At 64.9% G+C, this 23,951-nt stretch carries 21 protein-coding genes; 12 read left to right on the forward strand and 9 right to left on the reverse strand.

What is annotated here, in order from left to right; genetic code table 11:
* Nucleotides 1-55: 55 nt before the first annotated feature.
* Together radA and ACFQU0_RS01330 are read right to left on the reverse strand one after the other, a co-directional pair.
* Nucleotides 56-1,441 (reverse strand): DNA repair protein RadA, encoded by a 1,386-nt coding sequence (gene radA / locus ACFQU0_RS01325; RefSeq protein WP_382198101.1) that lies wholly within the window; start codon nucleotides 1,439-1,441, stop codon nucleotides 56-58.
* Nucleotides 1,442-1,667: 226 nt separating this feature from the next.
* A complete protein-coding gene (locus ACFQU0_RS01330) occupies nucleotides 1,668-2,594 on the reverse strand; it encodes a DMT family transporter (RefSeq protein WP_382198270.1) in 927 nt (308 codons plus the stop codon).
* A gap of 233 nt (nucleotides 2,595-2,827) precedes the next feature.
* On the opposite strand from ACFQU0_RS01330, the gene ACFQU0_RS01335 reads away from it, so the two are divergent.
* Nucleotides 2,828-3,763 carry a LysR family transcriptional regulator gene (locus ACFQU0_RS01335; protein WP_382198103.1) on the forward strand — a complete coding sequence of 312 codons (936 nt, stop codon included), beginning with the start codon at nucleotides 2,828-2,830 and terminating at the stop codon, nucleotides 3,761-3,763.
* Nucleotides 3,764-3,804: 41 nt separating this feature from the next.
* Here ACFQU0_RS01335 and ACFQU0_RS01340 read toward each other — a convergent pair whose 3' ends face one another.
* Entirely contained in the window at nucleotides 3,805-4,440 is a 636-nt protein-coding gene (locus ACFQU0_RS01340; protein WP_382198105.1) for a YqiA/YcfP family alpha/beta fold hydrolase, read from the reverse strand.
* A 22-nt stretch (nucleotides 4,441-4,462) separates the two neighbouring features.
* Between ACFQU0_RS01340 and rodA the strand changes: the two genes are divergently transcribed.
* From rodA to ACFQU0_RS01365, 5 genes are all read left to right on the forward strand, one after another.
* Nucleotides 4,463-5,620, forward strand: coding sequence for a rod shape-determining protein RodA (gene rodA, locus ACFQU0_RS01345; protein ID WP_382198107.1), 1,158 nt, complete (start codon nucleotides 4,463-4,465; stop codon nucleotides 5,618-5,620).
* Nucleotides 5,617-6,516 (forward strand): NAD(P)-dependent oxidoreductase, encoded by a 900-nt coding sequence (locus ACFQU0_RS01350; RefSeq protein WP_382198109.1) that lies wholly within the window; start codon nucleotides 5,617-5,619, stop codon nucleotides 6,514-6,516. Before rodA ends, ACFQU0_RS01350 begins: the two co-directional genes overlap by 4 nt.
* Nucleotides 6,517-6,560: 44 nt before the next feature.
* A complete protein-coding gene (gene tldD / locus ACFQU0_RS01355) occupies nucleotides 6,561-8,021 on the forward strand; it encodes a metalloprotease TldD (protein ID WP_382198111.1) in 1,461 nt (486 codons plus the stop codon).
* Nucleotides 8,022-8,137: 116 nt separating this feature from the next.
* Complete coding sequence (locus ACFQU0_RS01360) at nucleotides 8,138-8,413, forward strand: type II toxin-antitoxin system Phd/YefM family antitoxin (RefSeq protein ID WP_382198272.1); 276 nt, start codon at nucleotides 8,138-8,140, stop codon at nucleotides 8,411-8,413.
* Nucleotides 8,413-8,754, forward strand: a complete 342-nt coding sequence (locus tag ACFQU0_RS01365) for a type II toxin-antitoxin system RelE/ParE family toxin (protein WP_382198113.1) — start codon at nucleotides 8,413-8,415, stop codon at nucleotides 8,752-8,754. Before ACFQU0_RS01360 ends, ACFQU0_RS01365 begins: the two co-directional genes overlap by 1 nt.
* 328 nt (nucleotides 8,755-9,082) lie before the next feature.
* On the opposite strand, the gene ACFQU0_RS01370 is transcribed toward ACFQU0_RS01365, so the two are convergent.
* Nucleotides 9,083-9,964 carry a patatin-like phospholipase family protein gene (locus ACFQU0_RS01370; protein ID WP_382198115.1) on the reverse strand — a complete coding sequence of 294 codons (882 nt, stop codon included), beginning with the start codon at nucleotides 9,962-9,964 and terminating at the stop codon, nucleotides 9,083-9,085.
* 387 nt (nucleotides 9,965-10,351) lie between these two features.
* On the opposite strand from ACFQU0_RS01370, the gene ACFQU0_RS01375 reads away from it, so the two are divergent.
* Together ACFQU0_RS01375 and ACFQU0_RS01380 are read left to right on the forward strand one after the other, a co-directional pair.
* Nucleotides 10,352-11,476 (forward strand): 3-deoxy-7-phosphoheptulonate synthase, encoded by a 1,125-nt coding sequence (locus ACFQU0_RS01375; RefSeq protein WP_382198117.1) that lies wholly within the window; start codon nucleotides 10,352-10,354, stop codon nucleotides 11,474-11,476.
* A 96-nt stretch (nucleotides 11,477-11,572) separates the two neighbouring features.
* Nucleotides 11,573-11,893 carry a hypothetical protein gene (locus tag ACFQU0_RS01380; RefSeq protein ID WP_382198119.1) on the forward strand — a complete coding sequence of 107 codons (321 nt, stop codon included), beginning with the start codon at nucleotides 11,573-11,575 and terminating at the stop codon, nucleotides 11,891-11,893.
* Between the two features lie 89 nt (nucleotides 11,894-11,982).
* Here the strand turns inward: ACFQU0_RS01380 and mpl are convergent, their stop codons facing one another.
* Together mpl and ACFQU0_RS01390 are read right to left on the reverse strand one after the other, a co-directional pair.
* On the reverse strand, nucleotides 11,983-13,482 hold the full coding sequence (gene mpl / locus ACFQU0_RS01385; RefSeq protein ID WP_382198121.1) for a UDP-N-acetylmuramate:L-alanyl-gamma-D-glutamyl-meso-diaminopimelate ligase: 1,500 nt from the start codon (nucleotides 13,480-13,482) through the stop codon (nucleotides 11,983-11,985).
* Between the two features lie 39 nt (nucleotides 13,483-13,521).
* A complete protein-coding gene (locus tag ACFQU0_RS01390) occupies nucleotides 13,522-15,153 on the reverse strand; it encodes a long-chain-fatty-acid--CoA ligase (protein WP_382198122.1) in 1,632 nt (543 codons plus the stop codon).
* A 69-nt stretch (nucleotides 15,154-15,222) separates the two neighbouring features.
* Between ACFQU0_RS01390 and ACFQU0_RS01395 the strand changes: the two genes are divergently transcribed.
* Together ACFQU0_RS01395 and ACFQU0_RS01400 are read left to right on the forward strand one after the other, a co-directional pair.
* Nucleotides 15,223-15,822, forward strand: coding sequence for a hypothetical protein (locus tag ACFQU0_RS01395; protein WP_382198123.1), 600 nt, complete (start codon nucleotides 15,223-15,225; stop codon nucleotides 15,820-15,822).
* Between the two features lie 30 nt (nucleotides 15,823-15,852).
* Nucleotides 15,853-16,377, forward strand: a complete 525-nt coding sequence (locus ACFQU0_RS01400) for a TlpA disulfide reductase family protein (protein ID WP_382198125.1) — start codon at nucleotides 15,853-15,855, stop codon at nucleotides 16,375-16,377.
* Between the two features lie 21 nt (nucleotides 16,378-16,398).
* On the opposite strand, the gene ACFQU0_RS01405 is transcribed toward ACFQU0_RS01400, so the two are convergent.
* Together ACFQU0_RS01405 and ACFQU0_RS01410 are read right to left on the reverse strand one after the other, a co-directional pair.
* Complete coding sequence (locus ACFQU0_RS01405) at nucleotides 16,399-18,801, reverse strand: sensor domain-containing protein (RefSeq protein ID WP_382198127.1); 2,403 nt, start codon at nucleotides 18,799-18,801, stop codon at nucleotides 16,399-16,401.
* Complete coding sequence (locus ACFQU0_RS01410) at nucleotides 18,798-20,081, reverse strand: HD-GYP domain-containing protein (protein WP_382198129.1); 1,284 nt, start codon at nucleotides 20,079-20,081, stop codon at nucleotides 18,798-18,800. The genes ACFQU0_RS01405 and ACFQU0_RS01410 overlap by 4 nt, the downstream gene beginning before the upstream one ends.
* A 93-nt stretch (nucleotides 20,082-20,174) precedes the next feature.
* Here ACFQU0_RS01410 and ACFQU0_RS01415 point away from each other — a divergent pair, with 93 nt between their 5' ends.
* Complete coding sequence (locus tag ACFQU0_RS01415; protein ID WP_382198131.1) at nucleotides 20,175-21,365, forward strand: HD-GYP domain-containing protein; 1,191 nt, start codon at nucleotides 20,175-20,177, stop codon at nucleotides 21,363-21,365.
* 7 nt (nucleotides 21,366-21,372) lie between these two features.
* Nucleotides 21,373-22,278 (forward strand): delta(1)-pyrroline-2-carboxylate reductase family protein, encoded by a 906-nt coding sequence (locus ACFQU0_RS01420; protein ID WP_382198133.1) that lies wholly within the window; start codon nucleotides 21,373-21,375, stop codon nucleotides 22,276-22,278.
* Between the two features lie 61 nt (nucleotides 22,279-22,339).
* Here the strand turns inward: ACFQU0_RS01420 and pgi are convergent, their stop codons facing one another.
* Nucleotides 22,340-23,926 carry a glucose-6-phosphate isomerase gene (pgi, locus tag ACFQU0_RS01425; RefSeq protein WP_382198135.1) on the reverse strand — a complete coding sequence of 529 codons (1,587 nt, stop codon included), beginning with the start codon at nucleotides 23,924-23,926 and terminating at the stop codon, nucleotides 22,340-22,342.
* Nucleotides 23,927-23,951: the final 25 nt, after the last annotated feature.

Consider the following 23,951-nt stretch of genomic DNA (forward strand, 5'->3'; position numbering starts at 1 on the left):
CCATATGCGCACGATGATGCCAAAGAAGATAGACAAGGTGGGCATGGGCAGGATGCTACATCTGACGCACCACCTCCAGCGCGTCCTCAATCCGCTCCACCGCGTGGATGGTCATGCCGCTGAGGGCCGCCATCAAGGCCTTGTCGGTCGCCTTGGGCGCGTTGGCCTTGGGCACCACCGCCACCGAAAAGCCCAGCTTGGCGGCTTCTTTCAACCGCTCCTGCCCGCGCGGCGCGGGGCGAACCTCGCCGGCCAGGCCCACTTCGCCAAAGGCGATGAAGCCTTTGGGCAGGGCTTTGCCGCGCAGGCTGCTTGTGATGGCCAGCATCACCGCCAGGTCGGCGGCGGGTTCGGTGATGCGCACACCACCCACCGCGTTGACGAACACGTCCTGATCCATGCAGGCCACGCCGGCGTGGCGGTGCAGCACCGCCAACAGCATGGCCAGGCGGTCGCGGTCGAGGCCCACGCTCAGGCGCCGGGGTGAGGGGCCGCCGGTGTCCACCAGCGCCTGGATTTCCACCAGCATGGGCCGGGTGCCCTCCAGCGTCACCATCACACAGCTGCCCGGCACGGGTTCGGTGTGTTGGCTCAAGAAGATGGCGCTGGGGTTGCTCACGCCCTTGAGGCCTTTTTCGGTCATGGCGAAAACGCCGATCTCATTGACCGCGCCAAAGCGGTTTTTGATGGCGCGCACCAGGCGGAAGCTGCTGTGGGTGTCGCCCTCGAAATAGAGCACCGTGTCCACCATGTGCTCCAGCACGCGTGGGCCGGCGAGGGCGCCTTCCTTGGTCACGTGGCCCACCAGCACGATGGCGGTGCCGCTGGCCTTGGCGGCGCGGGTGAGGTGAGCGGCACATTCGCGCACCTGCGCAACCGAGCCGGGCGCTGAGGTGAGCTGGTCGGAGTAGACGGTCTGGATGGAGTCGATGACCGCGATGGCGGGTTTTTGCGCTTGCAGCGTGTGCAGGATTTTTTCGAGCTGGATCTCGGCCAGCACCTTGACCTGGCTTTGGTTCAGGCCCAGCCGGCGCGAACGCAGTGCCACCTGGGCGCCACTTTCTTCACCGGTGACGTAGAGCGTGCTCAAGCCGGCGCGTTGCAGGGCGTCCAGCGCCTGCAGCAGCAGGGTGGATTTGCCGATGCCCGGGTCGCCGCCGATGAGCACTACACCACCTTCCACGATGCCGCCACCCAGCACCCGGTCCAGTTCGTCCAGGCCGGTGGGACTGCGGTCGACGTCGCTGGCTTCGATCTCGGACAGCACCGCGATCTGCGCCGTGGGCGCGAGGGCGGCGAAGCGGTTTTTGGCCGGGGCGGCCGGTTCGGCCACCGATTCCACCAGGGTGTTCCAGGCGTTGCAGTGCGGGCACTTGCCCAGCCAGCGCGGGCTGCTGCCGCCACATTCGTTGCAGGTGTAGAGGGTCTTGTCTTTGGCCATAGCGACTTGATTGTCTGACATCGCCACGTACGAAGCGGTAGTACACGAAAGCCAAGACAAATTGCAAGGTGAAGCACACGCGCTCTGTGTGGTGGCGCAGTGCCTGCGACGGTCCGGGGTCTTGGGTGCCCAGCACAGCCCATGGCCCGCCGTTGTTGCTGGTGGCAGGGCTGTGGTTGATCGGGAGGCGCCTTTTTTTCCGGCGAGTATTGGACGTACAGTCCCGTCAAATCTTGGGCCGTGTGACCCACCAGGCCGAGGCCACGATCAGCAGGCCGCCGATCCAGCCCTGTAGCGTGAGGCGGTCGCCCAACCAAAGTGCGGCTATCAGTGCACCCCAAAGGGGTTCGCTGCCCATCAGCAGGGCCACCCGCGAGGGACTGGTGCGCGATGCTGCGTAGTTTTGCGCAACGAACGCCAGCAAGGTGCAGAGCAACACCAGAAAGGCCATTGCCCCCCAGAACGACGCGTTGGTTGGCAGCGGCACCCAAACCTGGCCATGCACTGCGATCATCAGCAGCGCCGAGCCCAACGTCATCACGTCCATCTGCACCGCAGTCATCGTCAGCGCCGGCAGGCCATGGCGCTGACCGTGGCGCCTTGTCAGGCAGACCATCACACCGCGCAAGAAGGCAGCCAGCACCATGAGCGCATCGCCTCCTGCCAGCGCCGACACACTGCCCCCATGCTGAAATGCCAGCAAGCCGGCGCCCAGCAGCGATAGCACCGCAGCGGCCAACACCGCAACCGTCGGCCGAACCTTGAGCAGCCACCATTCGCACAGCGGCGTGAATGCCACACACAGGCTGATCAGGAACGCCGCATTCGACGTGGTGGTGAGCGAAACCCCGAAAGTTTCGCAGACGAAGACAGCGAGCAGGTTGGCTCCCAGCAGTGAGGCCCCAGCCAGTGCCGACGGCCACGACGGCACCGCCAGCCCGCGCAGTGCGGGCAGAAGAAGCAGAAATGTCAGGCCGAATCGCAGCACCAGAAACTGCAGCACAGGCATGTGATCGGTTGCGATTTTGGCTGCGCTGTAGCTGCCGCCCCACACGATGGCGACCAGGAGCAGCAGCGCTTCGATGGGCCCCAGGAAGACGCGCGAGCGGATGGTAGAGGGAATGGCATCGTTCGCGAGCGTTCTGGCGTTCATGTCTGGACCCTGGTGAAGGCAATCACGAGCACATCCCGCCATGCAGGATGGCTTGCATTGATTGGGGCCAATGGGCTTCTCCTGCAAACGTCTCCTGGCATTCGTCATACCAGGGCAAAGTGATGAATAATTTTTTTGGCATGCCGTTCCTCCTGCATGTTGTTTGGACGGTGGATTGTTCGACGTGCCCCATCTGTTGACTAGACTGTTTGGCAGAACAGGAGTTGTGCCCGGTGAGAACAGTTGACTTTCTTGGGGTGATGCACGAGTTGGTCACGTTTGTCCGCGTGGCTGAGATGGGTAGTTTTTCTGCTGCTGCACGCCAACTGGGGGTGACGCCGTCTGCCATCAGCCGACAGGTGGCCAGGCTGGAGAAGGCCTTGGGCGTGTCATTGCTGCAACGGACCACGCGGCAACTTCGCATGACCGATGCTGGGCTGGAGGTGCTGGAACAAGGACGCGCCATGGTTGCCGCTCTGCAGGCGACGTTCCAAGTGGCTGAAGGACACGCCGGTATCCCTCGGGGGCTGGTTCGCGTGAGTGCGCCCAAGGCGTTTGCACGGCACGTCTTGCAGCCTCTTCTGCTGGACTTTATTCAACGTTACCCCGCAGTCGATGTGCACTTGTTGGTGGTGGACCGACGGGTTGATCCATTGCGGGAGGGTGTTGATTTGGTGATTCGCCTGACCGACGACCCGCCTCAGGGTTTGGTGGCGCGGGCGCTGCTGCCAGTGCGCCAGCTCTTGCTGGCCAGCCCGGCCTACCTGGACTCGCATTCGCCAGTGCGGGTGCCCGAGGACCTGATGGGGCACAGCTGCCTGGCGATCGGCGAACAGGAGCGTGACAGCCGTTGGCGCTTCGTGCGAGGCCAGGACGTTGTGTCTGTTGCGGTCTCTGGCCGCTACACAGTGAACCACAGCGAGATGCGCCTGACGGCGATTGAAGCGGGTCTCGGTGTGGGCTGCGTGCCCGACTTCGTCGCACGTGATGCGTTGGCCGCCGAACGGGTGGTGCGCGTGTTACCCGATTGGGCCTTCGACACCAACTACCAGGGCATGGCCTATTTGTTGTACGCCGGATCGCGCTACAAGGCGCCCAAGGTGAGGGTGTTGATCGACCACTTGGTGGCGGCATGGCGGCCAACCAACATCGGTGTTCAGCCTGGGTGACGGGGCGAGGGCGCCACACCGCCAGGTGATTGCATTTTTTGTCAATCAGCGACGGTCGGCACTTTTCGGACAATTTCAAGTTGCAGAAACTGCAGCACCTCACCCAGGTGCTGGTCGAAGTCGCTCAGGGCGTGGTCGCCGCCGGGCAGCAGTTTGATGTGCGCGCCCACACATCCGCCCACCATCTCGCGCCAGTCCAGCACCTCATCGCCCATAGCGATCAGCGCAAACGCGTCTTGCAGGGGCAAGGTGATGGCGTCCTGCTGGGTTTGAAGCTCGGCCACAAAGCCAGGTTCAAAGAAGAAGCGCTCCTCGGGGTTTTGCCAGGTGGTCTGCTCGCCGATGTATTTGGCCAGGTCGCGCGCGGGCTGGATGGCGGGGTTGAGCAGCGCCACGCGGCAGCCCAGTTGGGCGTGTATCCAGCGGGCATAAAACCCACCCAGCGAGGAGCCCACCACGGCCGCCCGGTCGTGTGGCCAGTTGCGGATGCCGTCCATCACCAGCGCCATGGCCGCAGCGGGTGAGGGCGGCAGCTGAGGGCACCACCAGGTTACGCCGGGGTGCTCCCGCGCCACACGTTCGGCCATCTGCCGCGCTTTGGCCGATTGGGGCGACGAACGGAAGCCGTGCAGGTAAAGCAGGTGGGTGGCGGTTGAGCGCGGTGTGGTGGCGGACATGGCGCGAGGATAATTCACGCCCATGGCCGTTGTTTTTGATAGACCTTCCCTGTGGCAGCGTGTGCTGCCGGTGTTTCAGGGGTTCGATTTGCCGCTGGCGTTGGCCGTGTCCCTGCTCGCGGGCATGGGCCTGCTGGTGATGTATTCCGTGGGTTTTGACCACGGCAGCCGTTTTGCCGACCACGGCCGCAACATGCTGATTGCCGTGGGCGTGCTGTTTTTTGTGGCCCAGGTGCCACCGCAGCGGCTGATGGCGTTGGCCTTGCCCTTGTACCTGGGGGGCGTGCTGCTGCTGCTGGGGGTGGAGCTGTTTGGCATCACGCGCAAAGGCGCCACGCGTTGGCTGGACATCCAGGTCACGGTCATCCAGCCCAGCGAGTTGATGAAAATTGCCATGCCGCTGATGCTGGGCTGGTGGTTTCAGCGCCGCGAAGGGCAGTTGCGCCCGCTGGATTTTCTGGCGGCCGGCGCCCTGTTGCTGGTGCCGGTGGCGTTGATCATCAAACAGCCCGACCTGGGCACTTCGCTGCTGGTGCTGGCCTCCGGGTTGTGGGTGATCTATTTTGCCGGTCTGAGCTGGAAACTCATCTTGCCGCCGGTGGTGCTGGGGGCGGTCGGCATCATCACGCTGGTGATCATGGGCGACGACTGGTGCCAGCCCGGCCTCGACTGGCAGGTTCTGCACGACTACCAGAAACAGCGCGTGTGCACCTTGCTTGACCCCACCAAAGACCCATTGGGCAAGGGTTTTCACATCATCCAGGGCATGATCGCCATTGGGTCCGGGGGGGTCTGGGGCAAGGGTTTCATGCAGGGCACACAAACCCACCTGGAGTTCATCCCTGAACGCACCACCGACTTCATCTTCGCCGGTCTCTCCGAAGAATTTGGCCTCGTCGGCGTCATCGGTCTGTTGCTGGCCTTTGTGTTTCTCATCTTTCGGGGCCTGGCCATTGCGATGGAGGCGCCCACCCTGTTCTCGCGCCTGGTGGGCGGCGCGGTCACGCTCAACTTCTTTGTTTACGCTTTTGTCAACATGGGCATGGTCAGCGGCATCCTGCCCGTGGTGGGCGTGCCGCTGCCTTTCATCAGCTACGGCGGCACGGCCATGGTCACGCTGGGCGCGGGTTTGGGCATCCTGATGTCGATTGCGCGTTCCAAGCGGCTGGTGCAAACATGAGTGCGGCGGTCCAGGTCGGCATCATTGGCGCGGGCAACATGGGTGGCGCCATGTTGGCCCGCCTGCGCGAGTGCGGCTGGCGCGTGGCCATGCACGACATCGACCCCGTGCGCTGCGACCACGCCCGTGCCGTGGGGGCCGAGGTCTGCGCGGATGCCGCCGCCGTGGCGGCCCGCCTGGGCGATGGCGGTGTGCTCATCGTTGCCGTGGTGGACGCTGCGCAGACCGAGGCCGTGCTGTTTGGTGCCGCAGGTGCCTTGCCCGCGCTGCGCCCGGGTGGCACCGTGATGTTGTGCCCCACCATCGCGCCTGAGGTGGTGGCGCATTGCGCCGCCCGCCTGAACGAGCGCGGTGTGGCCACGCTGGACGCACCCATGTCAGGTGGTCCGGCGCGGGCGCGCGATGGCAGCATGAGCCTCATGTTGGCTGGCCCGCAGGCCGTGCTGGCGCAACATGCTGACTTGCTGGCCGATGTGTCCTCGCGCCGTTTTGTCGTCAGCGAACGCCCTGGCGACGGCGCCCGCACCAAGCTGGTCAACAACCTGTTGGCCGGCATCAACCTCGTGGGCGCTGCCGAGGCCCTGGCCCTGGCCGAGCGCATGGGGCTGGCCCTGGGCACCACGCTGGATGTGATCGAACACAGCAGCGGCCAGAGCTGGATTGGCAGCGACCGCATGCGCCGCGCCATCGCGGGTGATCTGGCGCCCCGCGCCCACGTGACCCTGCTGGAAAAAGACACCGGTTTGGCCGTGGCCGCTGGTCGGGCGGTGGGGTTTGAAGGCCCGCTGGGTCAGCGCGCGGCTGCCGTGTTCCAGGCCGCCCATCAGGCGGGCATGGCGGAGCTGGACGATGCGGCCTTATTGCAGTGGCTGCGCAACCCCAAACCTGCCGCTTGACCCCTGTGCCGTTGCCGTCTTGTCGGCCTTCCTACAATCACCCCATGATCGCCCGCGAACCCACCCTGGCACGCATTGCCACCGCCCAATCCCTTTTGCTCGACCCGTTTGGTCTGGACGAGTCCCATTTGCGCAAGGCGCTGGGCGAAATCATGAGCCACGGCGTGGACGATGCCGACCTCTATTTTCAGTACACCCGCTCTGAGGGCTGGAGCCTGGAAGAGGGCATCGTCAAGACCGGCAGCTTCAGCATCGACCAAGGCGTGGGCGTGCGCGCCGTCAGCGGCGAAAAAACCGCGTTTGCCTACTCCGACGACCTGTCCTGGGCCGCCTTGCAGGACGCCGCTCATACCGTGCGCACCATCTCCCACCAGGGTCAGAATAAGAAGGCCAAGGTTGGCCCGCGCAAGGTGGCCAAGGCGCGCAGCCTCTACGCGCCCACCGACCCGATTGCTAGCCTCAACAGCACCGAAAAGGTGGCCCTGCTGGAAAAAGTGGAAAAAATGGCCAAGGCCAAAGACCCGCGCATCGTGCAGGTGATGGCCGGCCTGGCCAGCGAATACGACGTGGTGCTGGTGGCGCGCGCCGACGGCACCCTGGCCGCCGATGTGCGCCCGCTGGTGCGCCTGTCGGTCACCGTGATCGCGGAACATAACGGCCGTCGTGAAATGGGCTCCTCGGGCGGCGGTGGCCGTTTTGGGTTTGCCTACTTCGACGATGCCATGGCCCAGCGCTACGTGGACGAGGCCGTCGAATCGGCCCTGACCAACCTCGAATCGCGCCCCGCGCCCGCCGGTGAAATGACCGTGGTGCTCGGCCCGGGTTGGCCCGGCGTGTTGCTGCACGAGGCGGTGGGCCACGGGCTGGAAGGTGACTTCAACCGCAAGGGCAGCAGCGCCTTCAGTGGCCGCATCGGTCAGCGCGTGGCGGCCAAGGGCGTGACCGTGTTGGACGACGGCACCATTCAGGATCGGCGCGGCTCGCTCAACGTGGACGACGAAGGCCACGCCACACAGAAAAACGTGTTGATTGAGGACGGCATCCTGCGCGGCTACATCCAGGACAGCCTGAATGCCCGCCTGATGGGTGTGGCGCCCACGGGCAACGGCCGGCGCGAAAGCTACGCCCACCTGCCCATGCCCCGCATGACCAACACCTACATGCTGGGTGGCGACCGCGATCCGAAAGAAATCATCGCCAGCATCAAGCGCGGCCTCTACGCCACCAACTTTGGTGGTGGCCAGGTGGACATCACCAGCGGTAAATTCGTGTTCTCGGCCAGCCAGGCCTACTGGGTGGAAAACGGCCAGATCCAATACCCGGTCAAGGGCGCCACGCTGATCGGCAACGGCCCCGAGGCCATGAAAAAAGTCAGCATGATCGGCAACGACCTGGCGCTGGACAGCGGTGTGGGCACCTGTGGCAAAGAAGGCCAGAGCGTGCCGGTGGGTGTGGGCCAGCCCACGCTTCGCATTGATGGGTTGACGGTGGGTGGCACCGCCTGACGTTTGCAGCAGCTGTCAACGCTGTTGGGGCCTTGTCCGCCTGATGGTGGCCCCGTATCTTGTGATGAGACCATTAAAAGACTATATTAAGACCTCATCAAGTCTGAAGCATGGTCATGCGCTACTCATCACAAATCAAGCCCATCAGTTACCTCAAAGCCAACGCTGCCGAGGTTCTGACGCACCTCGCGGAGCAGCGTGAACCGATGGTCATCACCCAAAACGGTGAAGCCAAGGCTGTCCTGCAGGACGTGGCCTCGTTTGAAGAGACGCAGGAAACGCTGGCCTTGTTAAAAATGCTTGCGCTGGGAAATCAGGATGTGGCGGCCGACAAGGTCAAGCCTGTGGCAGACGTCGTTGCCCGCCTCCGCGCCAAGCGAACTTCAGCCTGATGGCAGGCGCATCTGCCACCTTTGAAGTCTTGCTCACCGAGGGTGCGGAGCAGGACTTGGAGGCCATCCACGACCACATCTGCCAATTCGACTGTGTCGCCAACGCCAACGATGTGTTGGATGCGGTGATGGACATGGTGGATAGCCTGTCGAAATTCCCGGAACGCGGTAGCTATCCGAAGGAACTGGTCGGCCTTGGTATCAAAGAATACCGCCAAACCTTCTTCAAGCCTTACCGTGTGATCTACCGTGTCAGAGGCAGACAAGTCATCATTTACTTGATTGCGGACGGACGACGTGACATGCAAACCGTGCTCGCTCGCCGCCTGCTGGGCACTTGAGGTGACTCGCAGGGATCCGCCACAGTGCTTACAAACTCGGGAGGCCCGTCGGCACATGGCCCACTCCACAGGGCTTCCAAGCACGCGACCCCTACGGCCGCCAGAGCCGGCACCTGCCCGCCAGTGGCCAGCCAAGCCGTGTGGGCCAACGCGAATACGTTCGGGACGTGCGGACCGCCTGATCGAAGTGCGCCAAGCAAGGCGGCAGGCATGGCAATCAGCGAAGACAAGCCGGTGATGATCGTGCCAGACATTGTGGGTTTCAGCCGAAGCTTGGCGGCGGCACGCGACTTTGCGGGCTGATCGTTGGTGGGGCGGCTTGATCGTTTCAGGTCCTGAGTCCATTCTTTTTTGATTTCAGCCACGCATGTGCGTCAGCCTGGCCAAGAGCAAAGGCTGAATCGACCGTCGCCCGATAGGTGCAGTCCCAGGTGGACACCGGGATTGGGCGGCTGGGTTGCCAATACCAGCGATGGTTTTGGAAAAAAATCGATGGTCTCTTCGGGTAATGCCGGGTCAGCAGCGTCAGTGAGTGCGTGTGGCGCGTTCCTGTCGGCAGTGGCGCGTTGTCCGTGTAACCACCGTCAAAGGCCGCATGGTGTCCCAGCAGTTGTGCTGGCATGATGGGTGGAGGTGCAGCGCTGGCTTTCAGCAGACGGTGTACATCTTCGATGGGCTGGCTGCCGTCAATCGGTAGAAATTCAAGGCGCAGCCCCAGCCAATGTGGCAAGCGTGGATGAAGTTTGTGTCGTACTTTGTTGTCTATGGCATAGGCCAGTGTTCCCATTCCGACACTCCCGGCCAGTCCCAGCAGGCGCGACGGTCTCGTGACCGCCACCAGTAACTTGGATGATTGCTCTGCCAAGCGCTGCAGGTTGTTTTGTGTGACGAATGCGGACAGCCAAGTCGGGTAGATGTGTTGGTGAGCAAACTCCATCCGAAGTGACAGCAGGCCGCGCCAACGAAAGTTGGCAGCGTTTCGTGCGTACAGCGCACGACAGGCATTGAGTGCTGTGGTTAAACCACCGGTTAGGGCTGCAGTCGCAATCGCGGCCCCTGCACTGGTGGCAATCAATTCACCAGGCAGTTCGTTGCCCTCGTCGAGCAGCGTGCTCAATATTCCAGCCTGCCACCAGCATCGATTGCCACCTCCGGCAAGCACCAAGGTGTCCGGCTCTCCTGGCCAGAATGGTATTTCCATCTTTTGCATTTTTCTCCCTATGCCCTACGGCAGATCACCTATTTTCTTTGTAATTCTGTCACGGCGATCTGTACGGCGATCTGTATGAACCGTTGTGCGATGGGCCCGTCCCCCACAGATTTGCCACGCGCGTGCTCTCTGTTGTGCGGGAGCGACGCGCTCCGATGGTGGCCTACATGCGTTGTGCTACATTGGCATCCCATGAAAGCCGCTTGCTTTTACTTTGCTTACTTTTGGATCTCACGCGTCACCGACGGCAGAGAGGCACAAGCGTAAGCAAACGCGCAAGGCCAGCAAAATCTGAAAAACCGTCGGGATCCCCGGCGGTTTTTTTTTGCGCCACGCGCACCCACCACCGTTCCATCCGTTTTCAACCACCTGTTCGAGGAGTCAGCCATGAATGCCAAAGCCCACAGCCCCAGCCCCGAGTCCTGGTATGCGGCCGTCGAAAAAACCAGCGAAACCGACGACAAACGCATCAAGGACGTGACTGTGCTGCCTCCTCCCGAACACCTGATCCGCTTTTTCCCCATCCGTGGCACGGCCGTCGAGTCGCTGATCACCCAGACCCGCAAGTCCATTCACAACATCCTGCACGGCAAGGACGACCGCCTGCTGGTCGTGATCGGCCCGTGCTCCATCCACGACCCGGCCGCCGCGCTCGACTACGCACGCCGCCTCAAGCCGCTGCGTGACAAGTACGCCGATTCGCTGGAAATCGTGATGCGTGTCTACTTCGAAAAGCCACGCACCACGGTGGGCTGGAAGGGCCTGATCAACGACCCCTACCTGGATGAAAGTTTCCGCATCGATGAAGGCCTGCGCATCGCGCGCCAGTTGCTCATCGAGATCAACCGCCTGGGGCTGCCGGCGGGCAGCGAGTTCCTCGATGTCATCTCGCCGCAGTACATCGGCGACCTGATCGCCTGGGGTGCCATCGGCGCACGCACGACCGAGAGCCAGGTGCACCGCGAGCTGGCCTCGGGCCTGTCGGCGCCGATTGGCTTCAAGAACGGCACCGACGGCAACATCAAAATCGCGACCGACGCCATCCAGGCCGCCGCGCGTGGCCACCACTTCCTGTCGGTGCATAAAAACGGCCAGGTGGCCATCGTGCAGACCAATGGCAACAAGGATTGCCACGTGATTTTGCGTGGTGGCAAGGTACCCAACTACGACGCTGCCAGTGTGGCCGCCGCCTGCAAGGAACTGGACGCCGCCAAACTGCCGGCCACGCTGATGGTGGATTGCAGCCACGCCAACAGCAGCAAGCAGCACGAGAAGCAGATGGACGTGGCGCGCGACATCGGGGCACAAATCGCCGGTGGTTCGCGCAGCGTTTTTGGGGTGATGGTGGAAAGCCACATCAACCCCGGCGCGCAAAAATTCACGCCCGGCAAGGACGACGTGAGCAAGCTGGCCTACGGCCAAAGCATCACCGACGCCTGCATCGACTGGGGTCAGTCCGAGCAGTTGCTCGAAGGTCTGGCGCAGTCGGTGCTGGCGCGCCGCGCGCGTTGACAAACGACCACCCGCATGCCCGAGGGGGTATGCGGGCGGGTGGGCTTGGCGGCACAATGTGCAGGCAGTTCAACACGTCATCAGGAGTTTGCGGCCATGCGTTGCCAAGTCACCGTCAGTTGGGGCGAACACACCCAGTACACCTTCGATCTGGAAGAAGTGCAGCCCATGCCCCACGAACTGGCGCGCCAGTGGCTGGACCAGCAGTTCACGGAAATGGAGTGCGAACCTTTGCGTCCCACAGGCAAGTTGCTGCTGGCCGACAAGGTGCTGGTGGTGGCCCAGGCCGCTGGCCAGAGCCGTTTTTCGCAAGAGGCCTACCGTCCGTGGGCCAACGCCTTTGCGCGCACCGTGAGTGCGGTGTTGGCCAAGCCGGTGGTGCGCATCGACGTGCCGTCGCTGTCTGTCAGCTACTGAATACGCCCCCCACGCTCCGCCGCTGCGCGGGTCGCTGCCCCCCAAAGGGGACGGGGTCACCTTGGGGCGCCCCGGCGGTGACCCGATGGTCAGCGGAAGCGGGTCGCGAGCGCATCCAGCAAACGCTGGTGCACACCACCAAAGCCACCGTTGCTCATGCACAGCAACTGGTCGCCCGGCTGCACCGCAGCCATCACCTGATCGACCAGCGTGGCGATGTCACCGGCCACCTGGGCACGCGTGCCCATAGGGGCCAGCGCCTCGGCTGCGTCCCAGCCCAGGCTGCCGCTGTGGCAAAACGCCAGGTCGGCCTGTTCCAGGCTCCAGGGCAACTGGCTTTTCATGGTGCCCAGCTTCATGGTGTTGCTGCGCGGTTCAAAAATGGCCAGGATGCGTGCCGCGCCCACCTGGCGGCGCAGGCCGTCCACCGTGGTGCGTATGGCCGTCGGGTGGTGGGCAAAGTCGTCGTAGACGGTGACGTTGGCCACCGTGCCACGCACTTCCATCCGGCGTTTGACGTTCTGGAACTGACCCAAGGCCTCGGCGGCCAGCGCGGGCGCTACCCCCACGTGTTCGGCTGCCGCGATGGCGGCCAGGGCGTTGAGCTGGTTGTGCACGCCGCCCAAGGCCCAGCGCACACGCGCCACTTCGCGCCCTGCTTGCAGCACGGCAAAGTCATTCGGCTCGCCTTCGGCAGAAAAGTCGCTCACCGCCGCGCCGAAGCTGCGTTGCTCGCTCCAGCAGCCTTGGTGCAACACCCGCGCCAGGCTTTCTTCCAGCCCGTTCCACACCACACGGCCTTGTGAGGGCACGGTGCGCACCAGGTGGTGGAACTGGCGCTCGATGTCGGCCAGGCTGTCGAAGATGTCGGCGTGGTCGAATTCGAGGTTGTTGAGCACGGCGGTGCGGGGGCGGTAGTGCACGAACTTGCTGCGTTTGTCGAAAAACGCGGTGTCGTACTCGTCCGCCTCGATGACGAAGAGAGGCTGGCAGGTTGGCAGCGCGTTCTGCGCAGGTAAAGGAGGAGCCGGCGCAGCCGGCGGGGGACACGGAGCAGAGCGCGCTGCCAACCCGCCAGCCTCGCCTGCCCCCTCGCTTGTGTTGTTGACGGCACCGCCCAAGCGCGCCGATACACCGAAATTCAAAGGCACGCCGCCGACCAGGAAGCCCGGTTTCAATCCTGCGTATGCCAGCACCCAAGCCAACATCGACGTGGTGGTGGTTTTGCCGTGCGTTCCCGCCACCGCCAGCACATGCCGGCCTTGCAGGATGTGTTCGCTCATCCATTGAGGGCCGCTGGTGTAGGGTGCGCCGGCGTCGAGGATGGCTTCCATCAACGGGAATTTCGGTGATCCGTCGGGCAGGCGTGCCCGGCTGACCACGTTGCCGATGACAAACATGTCGGGCTTGAGCGCCATCTGGTCAGCGCCAAACCCCTCGATCAAATCAATGCCCAGCGCGCGCAACTGGTCGCTCATGGGCGGGTAGACGCCGGCGTCGCAGCCGGTCACGGTGTGGCCCGCCTCGCGGGCCAGGGCCGCCACGCCACCCATGAAGGTGCCGCAGATGCCGAGGATGTGGATGTGCATGGCCGTGATTATCGCGGGCCGTGGCAACCCGACTTCGGCTCAGTTGGGGAACATCTGCCGCAGCTTGAGCTTCCAGAATTTGCCGGTGGAGGTGCGTGGCACCGCGGCTATGAACTCGTAGCGCTCGGGCAGTTGCCACTTGGCAAAGTGGTTTTGCAGCAGGTGGGCGTTGAGCGCGGCCGCCTCTGCCGTGTGGCCGGGCTTGATGACCACACAGGCCAGCGGGCGTTCGCTCCATTTTTCGTCGGGAATGGCGATCACGGCGGCTTCTGCCACGGCGGGATGGCCCATGAGGGCATTCTCCAGATCGACGGAGCTGATCCATTCGCCGCCCGATTTGATGAGGTCTTTGGTGCGGTCGGTGATGCGCAGAAAACCCAGCGTGTCCACCGAGGCCACGTCGCCGGTGCGCAGCCAGCCATCGGGGGTGAACTTCTCTTCGCTCACCGGCACCTCGTGGTAGCCGCCGGTGATGAAAGGGCCGCGCACCTGGATTTCACCGACGGCCTGCCCGTTCCAGGGCGCGTCCTGGCCGTCATCGCCTCGGATGCGCAGGTCCACCAAGGGCACAGGCACGCCGGCCATGGCGGCACGCCGGTAGCGCTCGACCTGGGGCGCGTTTCGCAACTCGGCCTTGGGGTAAGACACCGCCGCCAGTGGCGATGTTTCGGTCATGCCCCAGCCTTGCAACAACCAGATGCCATGCGCGTCGAAGGCGCGGATGAGTGATTCAGGCACCGCCGCCCCGCCCACCAGTGAGCGCATGCCCTGGGGCAGTTTCCAGCGGCCGTGTTGAGGGTGGGCCGGGTCTTGTGCGGCACTGTAGGCCTGGATCATCCCCATCCAGATGGTGGGCACGCCCAGCGACAGGGTTGGCGGCTCCAGCGTCATCAGGTCCAGCAGATCTTCAGGGTGCAGATGGGGCCCGGGGAAAACCAGTTTGGCCCCCGTCAGGATGGCTCCGTAAGGCGTGCCCCAGCAGTTGGCGTGGAACATGGGGGTGACGGGCAGCAGCACGTCGGAGCCTTTGAGGCCCCAGAAATCGCCCATGCAGGCCACCAGCGTGTGCAGGAGGGTGGACCGGTGCGAATACACCACCCCTTTGGGCCGGCCGGTGGTGCCCGAGGTGTAGCACATGGCCACGGGGTCGGTCTCGAGGTGGGGCGCCGGTACCCAGGCATCGGGGTCGGCGCTGCCCAGCCAGGCTTCGTAGTCGGTGAAGCCGGCGGGCACGCTGGTGCCTGAAAACGGGAACACGATCACGTGTTCGAAGGCGTGAAGGTGTTTGAATTGCCCGTACAAGGGCAACAACACGTCGTCCACGATGAGCACCCGGTCTTGCGCGTCGGCGGCGATCCAGCCGATTTCCTCGGGTGCCAGGCGCAGGTTCAGCGTGTGCATCACGCCACCGGCGGCGGGGATGCCGAAGTAGCACTCCAGGTGGGCGTGGTGGTTCCAGCACAGCGTGGCCACACGTTCGCCTTGTTGCAGGCCCAGGCCGGCCAGCGCTGCCGCCAGCGCTCGGGTGCGCCGGTGCCACTGGGCATAGCTGTGGCGCACCAGCGATTTGTCCGGCCGCCGCGAAACGATTTCCTGTGTGGGAAACAACGCGCCCGCCCGCTCCAGCACATGGTTGAGCGACAGGGGCACGTCCATCATGGTTGTCAACATCTTGCCTCCACTGTGGTTTTGGCCACTGTACGGAGCGCCCCGGCGTCGCGCAATGCACAATGTCGCGCAATGGACAGCAGCGTCAAACACGAGATCGCCGCCACCGCCGCCCGGCTGGTGGTGGAGGAGGGCCTGGAATACGGCCCGGCGAAGAAGCGCGCGGCCAAACAGCTGGGTATGCCGCAGCGAGGCGAACTCCCGGACAACCGGCTGCTTGAAGCGGCGGTGCGCGAATACCTCGACCTGTTTTGCGCTGACACACAACCCGGCGAGCTGCGCGCGCTGCGCGAACTGGCCCTGGTGTGGATGGAGCGCCTGGCCGAGTTCCGCCCCCACCTGGGCGGTGCGGTGTGGCACGGCACCGCCACACGGCTGAGCGACATCTACCTTCAGCTGTTCTGTGACGATCCGAAATCGGCCGAACTGGCTTTGATTGACAAGCGGGTGGACTACGAACCCCGCACCGTGACCGGCTTCAACGGCAAGCCGGTGGAAGCCCTGAGCTTCAACAGCCGCTGTGATGCGCTGGGTGAATACATCGGGGTGCACCTGCTGATCAACGACGCCGACGACCAACGCGGCGCCCTGCACCTGGACGATCAGGGGCGCAAACCGCGTGGCGATGCCGTGGCCGTGCGCGCTTTGTTGGCGTCTGGGGCGGGTGGTTGAACTTTTGCGCCGACCCGCATTCCTTCAGGTATGAACAAACGATCTCTCCTCACCGGTGGCGTGGCCGCACTGGCGGGCGCACTGGGTGCCGGCTGGGCGTGGTGGAAATTCCAACCGCACGCGCCAGCCGACGGCGCGGCCGAGCTGTGGTGGTCGCAGCAATTCGAAACCCCTGACGGAATGCCGTTGGCGGTGGCGCCGTGGCGTGGCAAACCTTTGTTGGTGAACTTCTGGGCCACTTGGTGCCCGCCCTGTGTGGAAGAGTTGCCGTTGCTCAACGCTTTTTACCGCGAGCAGCAGGCGCGCGGCTGGCAGGTGGTGGGTGTGGCCATCGACCAACCCAGCGCGGTGCGCCGGTTCACGCAGAAGCTGCCGCTGGCTTTTCCCGTCGCCATCGGCGGTTTGCAGGGCACCGAACTGAGCAAGGCCTTGGGCAACAGCAGTGGTGGTCTGCCGTTTTCGGTGGCCTTCAATTCGCGCGGTGGGGTGGCTGAACGCAAGCTGGGGCAGCTCAAGCCAGACGACTTGGCGCAGTGGGCGGGCGCCATCGCCTGATGCGCTGGTGGGGTCGTGGCCTCAGGCGTCCGACAGGCAGCGCCGCTCAAACTCCGTTGCGGGCAAGCCCGGTGCACTCAGAAAACCTTGGTACTGGTCGCAGCCCACCTGTGCCAGGAACGCCCGCTGCGCTTCGGTTTCCACGCCCTCGGCCACCACATCCAGCTTGAGCGCGTGTCCCATCTGCACCACCGCCGTCACGATGGCGCGGTCGCTGTCCTGTTCGTGTAACGACGCGATGAAGGAGCGGTCGATCTTGAGTTTGTGGATGGGAAACTGTTTGAGGTAGCCCAGGCTGGAGTAGCCGGTGCCAAAGTCGTCGAGCGACAGCTTGACACCGAGTGCCGCCAAGGCCTGAAGCCGCTCCAGCGCCTCGTCGGCATCGTGCACGAGGATGGACTCGGTCAGCTCCAGCTCCAGCAGGTGGTGTGGCAGGCCGCTGTCCCGCAGGGCTTCGGCCACCGTGTCCACGTAGTGGGCTTGCTGGAACTGCAGGGCCGACACGTTGACAGACACCCTGATCGCTTTGCCGGCGTTGGCCCACAGCGCGGCTTGACGGACCGCCTCCTGCATCACCCACAAACCGAGGTGGACGATGAAACCCGATTCTTCGGCCACCGGGATGAACACCGCAGGCGACACCTGGCCCAACTGCGGGTCGTGCCAGCGCAGCAGGGCTTCGCAGGCGCGCAGTTCGCCGCTGACCGTGTCCACCTGGGGCTGGTAGTGCAGGGCAAAGCGGCGCTCGGCCAGTGCTTCTCGCATGGCGTGGTCCATCTTCACACGCGCCAGCAGGTCCACGTTCATCTGCGGCTGGTAGAAGCGGAAGTTGCCTTTGCCACGTTCCTTCACCCGGTACATGGCGGTGTCGGCGTGTTTGATCAGCTCGTCCAGCGTGCGGCCGTCTTCGGGCTGCATGGCGATGCCCATGCTGCAGCTGACGCTGAAGTTCATGCCATCCAGCTCGATGGGCCGAGACAGCGCGTCCAGAATGCGCTGAGCCGTCACCTCCGCCGCCCGCGCGTCGGCCTCGTGCAGGTGAATCACAAACTCGTCGCCACCCAGGCGGCTGAGGGTGTCGGTCTGACGCAAGCAGCCTTTGAGGCGCTGCGCCACCTCGATCAGCACCCGGTCACCGAACAGGTGACCCAGCGAGTCGTTGATCTGTTTGAAGCGGTCGAGGTCGAGGAACAGGATGGCGAAACGGGTGCCTTCGCGTTGCGCCAGGTGCAAGGCGTGTTCCACCCGTTCGGTCAGCAGCAGGCGGTTGGGCAGGCCGGTCAGCGGGTCGCTGTAGGCGAGTTGCTCGATGCGTTGTTGTGCCGCGAGTTTTTCGGTCAGATCCTTGGCAAACACGACGATGTTGCGCGGGTTGCCGTGGTTGTCGCGCAGCATCACCCACGAGGCCAGGACGGCGAAGGCCGAACCGTCGGGGCGGCGGTGCCAAGCCTCGCCCTCCCAGAAGCCGTTGGCCATCAGCTTCTCATCGATCTGGGTGGTCAGCTCCGGGTCGTGTGGCGAAAAGAACAGGTCGCGCGAGGAGGTGCCCAGCAGGCTGTCGGTGGGGCACTCAAGCAGCCGGCCGGCTGAAGGGTTGACGACCAGGATGCGATAGGCCGGGTCGGTGACGAAGATGGCGTCCAGGCTGGACTCGAACACCTTGGCCGCCAGTTGCAACTGGTTTTCGGCCGCCAGGCGCTCGGTGATGTCGCGAAAGGAGTACACACGCCCGATGGGCCGGCCGCGGCCGTACTGGGGCAGCGTCACGCGCTCCAGCACACGCCCGGACCGCAGCACCAGCATGTCGTTGCCCTCCAGCAGGGGGGAGCGCGTGATCTGGCGCAGCCGCTGGCTGTAGTTTTCGCTGTCGGCCACCTGGCTGCCCAGGTGGGCGTGGATGGCGGCATCGTCGCGCTCCACCAGCAGCGGCTCGGGAATGTCCCACAGCTGCGCAAAATGTTGGTTGTAGCCCCGGATGGCGCCGTCGAGGTCGCACACCAGAATGCCGTCGGCAGTGGACTCCAGCGTGGCCCGCAGTTCGGCCACCAGCTTCTCCAGTTCCCCTTCCACGCGGCGCTGTTCGCTGTGGTCCAGGATGCCCACCACGTAGCACTGGTTGATGTCGTCCACCCGAACGCGGCTCACACGGCGCTCGATCTGGATGGCCTGCCCGTCGGCACGGCGCAGAAGGGTTTCCGACTGGATGTGGTCACTCTGGCCGGCGGCCACGTCTTCCCAGAAGAAAATGTCCTCGGGCGAGGCCGTCATTTCGATCACGGGGCGGCCGACCATGTCGTTCGGGTTCAGGCCCTGCAGCGAACACGCGGCCTGGTTCACGGCCACGATGCGCAGCGTGAGCGGGTCCACCACCCACACAGCCTCCAGCATGCCTTCGATCAGGGGTGCCCAGTCGATGGCTCTCATGCGTTGCTTGCCACCACGAGAGGGTCCACCGAACGCTCAAAAAAATAACAGATGCGCTGACGGGGCGAGAGGTAGTCGATGGTGGCCTTGGGCAGTTGCAGCGGGCGCACGCTGCGCTTGATGCCCAAGTCCTTGGCCTGCTCCAGGTCCAGGATCAGCGCCTCGTCCTTGGGGACCGAGGGCTCGTGCACGATGATGCGCGGGCGCAGGGGGCGCGAGGAGTTGACCGACACCACCATGGCGTAGCGCGCATCCACGAGCTGCACGACCGAGCCCGGCGGGTAGACACCCATCATGCGGATGAAGGCGCCCAGGGTGGTGGTGTCAAAGCGGGTCTTCATCTGCGCGAAGATCAGGGACAGCGCCTCGTGTGGCGTCAGCGCGCCCGACGGGTTGCCCGGGTTGCACAGGTTGTCGTAGCGGTTGACCAGGGCCAGTATTTTGGCCAGCGGGCCGATCTTGTCGCCCTTGAGGCCCAGGGGGAAACCGGTGCCATCTTCCATCTCGTGGTGTTGCGAGATGCCCAGCGCCGCGTTGGCGGACAGGGCCATCTGTTTGGCCAGCGTGACGCCGTGCCCCACGTGGCTCTGGTAGAGCTTGTGCTCCGCGGGTGTGAAGTGGTCTTCGCGGAAGCGCACCCGGTCGGGCAGGCGCGGTTTGCCCATGTCGTGCAGCATGGCGGCTGTGCCAAGGTCGTTCAATGCATCGGCCGAGAGGCCCATGGCCTTGCCCAACAACAGGCTCAGCACAGTGACATTGACCGAGTGCAGTGCCGCGCGGTCGCCCAGGCCTTCGGACAGCAGGCGGATCACCGCATCGCCGTCGCCGAGCATCTGCTGGACGAAGCCGCCCACCACGGTCTCGCAGCGCGCGCGGGCCGCTTGCGCGTTGTGGTCGAGTTCATCGATCAATTGGCGGTAGCCCCGTGCGGCTTCGGCAAACTGCTTTTCGCACAACAGCAGGCTCTGCTTCTGGGCTTGCAACTGCGCGCGGCGCGCCTGGCGTGCCTGCTCGGCCTCCTGGGCCGCCTGGGTGAGGGGGGCATTGGCGACCACTGGCGTGGGCGCGGGCGTGTCAGCTGCTGCCGGTGCGTCGCTTTTGTCTGCCGCGTAGCGCACGGTTTTCAGGCCCAGCGAGCGGATGGTATCGATCTGTTGCTGGCTGCTGATCTTGAAGCTGCTCAGCGGAAACGGGTGGTCCATCCAGCCCAGGTCCAGGTGCACAAACATGCCTATGCGCAGGTCGGCCACGGCGATCGACGTTGTGGGGCTGTCTTTCATGGCGTGGCGGATGGGTGTTGCAGTGCGGTGCTTTGTGCCATTATGTCTAAACTTCTTCACAGTTCTGCCGCCCCGTTCCCACTCTTCAAGCCAATGGCGTTCTACGTTCCCCTGCCCCTGGAAGGCCTTCAGCTCAACAAGCCCATCCCGGTCAACATCTGGGAGCCCAATGGCACGCTGTTGTTGCGAAAAGGCGAAATCATCGAGGGCGAGCGGCACCTGCAGAACCTGATGGCCCATTCGCCCGTCATCACCGAGACCGACTACCGGGCCTGGAGCTACAGCTACACCACCCAACTGGATCAGATGGTCCGGCGCAACAACACGCTGGATGAAATTGCCCAGGCAGGCCTGCCTTCCGAGGTGCCCACCAACACCGAACGCGAGACGTTGGACCCGGTGACCGACTGGCCCGATCTGCATGCTTCGCTGGCCACCCTGCTGCACCAGGGCGCGCAGGCGCAGGACTTTGTGACGCGCCTGACCCAGCTGGAAGCCAAGGCCCAGCGCCTCGTGGCCTACCGCCCCGACCACGCGCTGTTCATGCTGGTCACACTGTTGCAGGAACGCAACCTCAGCTACTGCGCTGCCCATGCCCTGCTGGTGGCGTCGGTCTGCCACCTGGTGGCACCTGCGGCCGGCGTGGACGAGGCGCAGCAGCCCTCCCTGTTCCGTGCCGCCATCACCATGAACCTGGGCATGGCCCGCCTGCAGGACGACCTGGCCCGCCAGTCCGCACCGCTGACCGTCGAACAGCAGCGTGAGGTGGCCGAACACCCGCAGCGCAGTGTGGCCCTGTTGCGCAGCATGGGCGTGGGCGACACGCTGTGGCTGCACCTGGTGGCCGAGCACCACGCGACGGCCGCCGAAACGGGCGACGCCGAGGCCGCTTTGGCGCTGCTGCGGCTGGCCGATGTCTACGTGGCCCGCATGACGCCACGTGGCGCCCGGCCCGCTTTGCCATCGCCTCAGGCCGCGCGCGGCGTCTACCTCAACGACAAGGGCGAGCCCACGCCACTGGGGGCGGCGTTCATACGCACGCTGGGCATCTACCCGCCCGGCAGTTTCGTGCGGTTGGCCAACGACGAAGTGGCCGTGGTGGTCAAACGTGGGCGGCGCGCCAACACACCGCTGGTGTCCAGCATCGTGGGGCGCCAGGGCATGCCCCTGGGTGAGCCAGCCCCCCGCGACACCATGGAACGGCAGTTCGAGGTCAAGGGCGCCGTGCCTTTCGACGAAGTCCGTGTGGTGCTCAACCCGGTGCGGCTGCTGAGCCGCACATGAAGCACCCATGAGCCCCGCCGACACCGCCGCTGGCCTGCCGTATGGCGCATTGGCCGATCAGATCGAAGCGCTGCTGCGCGACCCCACGGTGGTGGTGCCACCGCGCTTGGTGCAGCCGCTGGCGGGCGGCGGCAGCCTGTTCGTGATGCCTGCCACCGACGCGCGTGTCGCCATCACCAAACTCATCACCTTTGTGCCCGACAACGGCGCGCGTGACCTGCCCGCCATCCAGGGTGATATCGTGGTGTTTGATGCTCAGGATGGGCGCCGGCTCACCGTGCTCGACGGCCCCACCGTGACCGCACGGCGCACGGCGGCGGTGTCTTTGTTGGCCGCACGCCACTTGGCGCCGCGCACCGATGGCCCCTTGCTCATCGTGGGCGCTGGTGTGCAGGGGCTGGCCCACCTGGAGGCCTTTCACGAGGGGCTGGGCGTGCGCGAGGTTCTGGTGGCATCGCGCAGCCCCGCCAGCGCCGACATCCTGGTGCGCCATGCGCAGGCATTGGGGCTTCTGGCGCGGCGTGTGGACGATGCCGATGCCGCGTTGGCCGACTGCCCCCTGGTGGTCAGCGCCACGTCGGCGCAAGTGGTGGCGCTGCGCGGCTTGCCCCGCAACGATGCCTTTGTGGCTGCGGTGGGGGCGTTCACGCCGCGCATGGTGGAATGGGCGCCCGAGGTTTGCCGGCAGCTCGCCCACACCGGCACCTTGGTGGTGGACACACGGGACGCTGACCACGAAGCCGGCGATCTATTGCAGGCGGGTTTGGACGTGGGCCCATTGCCCAGTTTGGGCGACGTGGTGCGCGGCGCCAGTGGCGCGCGCAGCGGCCCGGTGTTCTTCAAGAGTTGTGGCTGGGCGGGTTGGGATCTGGCCGCCGCACGCTGTGTGGTGGACGCCGCGCGTCACCCCTGACCCGCCCCCTCTCCATGCCTGGTGACATCACCACCCACGCTGTTGCGTGGGGGTGGCGAGCTCAGGGATTTTCCATCTGTTTGGCCATGGTTTTGCCCAGTTCAACGCCCCATTGGTCGTAGGCATGCACGCCCCACAGCGCGGCCTGGCAAAACACCTTGTGTTCGTACAAGGCCACCATCGCGCCCAGCGTGTGGGGCGTGAGCGCTTCCAGCCACAGGCTGGAATTGGGCACGTTGCCACGGAAGGTGCGGTGGTTGAGCATCTCGGCGATGTGTGCATCGCCCAGGCCGGCGGCGCGCAGCTCGGTTTCGGTGGCGGCGGCGTCGCGCCCCAGGGCCAGGGCTTGCGCCTGGGCATGGAGGTTGAGCAGGGCCACCCGGTGGTGTTCGGCCGCCAGGGGCAGGGGCGTGTCCTCGGACTCGACGCCGATGAAGTCGACCGGCACCCGGTGCTGGCCCTGGTGCAGCAACTGGAAGTAGGCGTGCTGGCCTTCGATGCCCAGGCCGCCCCAGACGATGGGGCCGGTGGCGACTTCGACCGGTGAGCCGTCCACGTGGGTGCTTTTGCCGTTGGACTCCATGTCCAGCTGTTGCAGAAAACGCGCGAAGTGGAACATGCGGCTGGCATAGGCCGCGATCAGGTGGGTGGGGCAGCCCAGAAAGTTGCGATTCCACACGCCCAGCAGCGCCATCATCAGCGGCATGTTGCGGGCGGGGGCGGCGCGCCAGAAGTGTTTGTCCATGGCGTGGCCGCCGGCCAGGAACTCGCGGAAGCGGTCGGGACCGATGGCGATGGCCAGCGGCAAGCCGATGGCCGACCACACCGAGTAGCGCCCGCCCACCCAGTCCCAGAAACCGAAGGTGTTTTCTGCGGCGTAGCCCTGGCCTGCCGAGATTTGGGGCGAGGCGGTCACGGCGATGAGGTGGGGCACCTGTTGTGCTTCGGACACCAGACCGTGGTCGGCCAACCAGCGCTTGACCGAAGCCGCCAGCGTCATGGTCTCTTGGGTGGTGAAGGTTTTGCTCTGCACCACAAAGATGGTCTGGTCGGGGTTGAGCCAGCGCAAGATGCTGTGCAGTGACCAGGCGTCGGGGTTGGAGATGAAGTGCACCCGCACGTCGGGGTCGCAGTAGGCGTCCAGCGCCTGCACGGCCATGCGTGGCCCCAGGTCGGAGCCGCCGATGCCGATGTTGACCACGTTGGTGATGCGCCGGCCCCGGAAGCCGCGCCACTGCCCGTTGCGTATGCGTTCGGCCGCGCCCAGGAAACGCTCCAGCTCGGCCTGCACCAAGTCTGAAATGTGCTCACCCCAGGGCGGTTGCGCCATGTGTGAACCCCGCAGGGCCACGTGCAGGGCCGCGCGGTCTTCGGTGAGGTTGATGTGCTCGCCCCGCGCCTGGGCCTGGGCCTGGGCCAGCACACCCGATTCCTGCGCCAGGTCCAGCAGCGCAGCCAGCACCTCGGGCGTGACCTGTTGTCGGCTCGCGTCCAGCCGCAGGCCCGCCACCTCGAACTGCAGGCTGGCGTGGCGCGCGTTGTGCCCGCCCGCGAGCAGCTCGCGCAGGTGGGGCAAGGGCTGGGACGCCAGCTGTTGCAGATGCACCCAAGCGGCGCGCTGCTGGGGGGGGACGAAGGTGGGTGTCATGCGTGATGCAAACAAAAAAGTGTGC

Origin of the sequence: Hydrogenophaga defluvii, assembly GCF_042665235.1 — a bacterium.
In the GTDB taxonomy this organism is placed as follows: Bacteria; Pseudomonadota; Gammaproteobacteria; order Burkholderiales; family Burkholderiaceae_C; genus Hydrogenophaga; species Hydrogenophaga defluvii_A.

What these genes read in the sequence shown, in the direction of transcription:
- radA (WP_382198101.1), bottom strand. Translation starts at nt 1,441, where the DNA reads ATGGCCAAAGACAAGACCCTCTACACCTGCAACGAATGTGGCGGCAGC.
- ACFQU0_RS01330 (WP_382198270.1), bottom strand. Translation starts at nt 2,594, where the DNA reads ATGAACGCCAGAACGCTCGCGAACGATGCCATTCCCTCTACCATCCGC.
- ACFQU0_RS01340 (WP_382198105.1), bottom strand. Translation starts at nt 4,440, where the DNA reads ATGTCCGCCACCACACCGCGCTCAACCGCCACCCACCTGCTTTACCTG.
- rodA (WP_382198107.1), top strand. Translation starts at nt 4,463, where the DNA reads ATGGCCGTTGTTTTTGATAGACCTTCCCTGTGGCAGCGTGTGCTGCCG.
- ACFQU0_RS01350 (WP_382198109.1), top strand. Translation starts at nt 5,617, where the DNA reads ATGAGTGCGGCGGTCCAGGTCGGCATCATTGGCGCGGGCAACATGGGT.
- tldD (WP_382198111.1), top strand. Translation starts at nt 6,561, where the DNA reads ATGATCGCCCGCGAACCCACCCTGGCACGCATTGCCACCGCCCAATCC.
- ACFQU0_RS01360 (WP_382198272.1), top strand. Translation starts at nt 8,138, where the DNA reads ATGCGCTACTCATCACAAATCAAGCCCATCAGTTACCTCAAAGCCAAC.
- ACFQU0_RS01365 (WP_382198113.1), top strand. Translation starts at nt 8,413, where the DNA reads ATGGCAGGCGCATCTGCCACCTTTGAAGTCTTGCTCACCGAGGGTGCG.
- ACFQU0_RS01370 (WP_382198115.1), bottom strand. Translation starts at nt 9,964, where the DNA reads ATGCAAAAGATGGAAATACCATTCTGGCCAGGAGAGCCGGACACCTTG.
- ACFQU0_RS01375 (WP_382198117.1), top strand. Translation starts at nt 10,352, where the DNA reads ATGAATGCCAAAGCCCACAGCCCCAGCCCCGAGTCCTGGTATGCGGCC.
- ACFQU0_RS01380 (WP_382198119.1), top strand. Translation starts at nt 11,573, where the DNA reads ATGCGTTGCCAAGTCACCGTCAGTTGGGGCGAACACACCCAGTACACC.
- mpl (WP_382198121.1), bottom strand. Translation starts at nt 13,482, where the DNA reads ATGCACATCCACATCCTCGGCATCTGCGGCACCTTCATGGGTGGCGTG.
- ACFQU0_RS01390 (WP_382198122.1), bottom strand. Translation starts at nt 15,153, where the DNA reads ATGTTGACAACCATGATGGACGTGCCCCTGTCGCTCAACCATGTGCTG.
- ACFQU0_RS01395 (WP_382198123.1), top strand. Translation starts at nt 15,223, where the DNA reads ATGGACAGCAGCGTCAAACACGAGATCGCCGCCACCGCCGCCCGGCTG.
- ACFQU0_RS01400 (WP_382198125.1), top strand. Translation starts at nt 15,853, where the DNA reads ATGAACAAACGATCTCTCCTCACCGGTGGCGTGGCCGCACTGGCGGGC.
- ACFQU0_RS01405 (WP_382198127.1), bottom strand. Translation starts at nt 18,801, where the DNA reads ATGAGAGCCATCGACTGGGCACCCCTGATCGAAGGCATGCTGGAGGCT.
- ACFQU0_RS01410 (WP_382198129.1), bottom strand. Translation starts at nt 20,081, where the DNA reads ATGAAAGACAGCCCCACAACGTCGATCGCCGTGGCCGACCTGCGCATA.
- ACFQU0_RS01415 (WP_382198131.1), top strand. Translation starts at nt 20,175, where the DNA reads ATGGCGTTCTACGTTCCCCTGCCCCTGGAAGGCCTTCAGCTCAACAAG.
- ACFQU0_RS01420 (WP_382198133.1), top strand. Translation starts at nt 21,373, where the DNA reads ATGAGCCCCGCCGACACCGCCGCTGGCCTGCCGTATGGCGCATTGGCC.
- pgi (WP_382198135.1), bottom strand. Translation starts at nt 23,926, where the DNA reads ATGACACCCACCTTCGTCCCCCCCCAGCAGCGCGCCGCTTGGGTGCAT.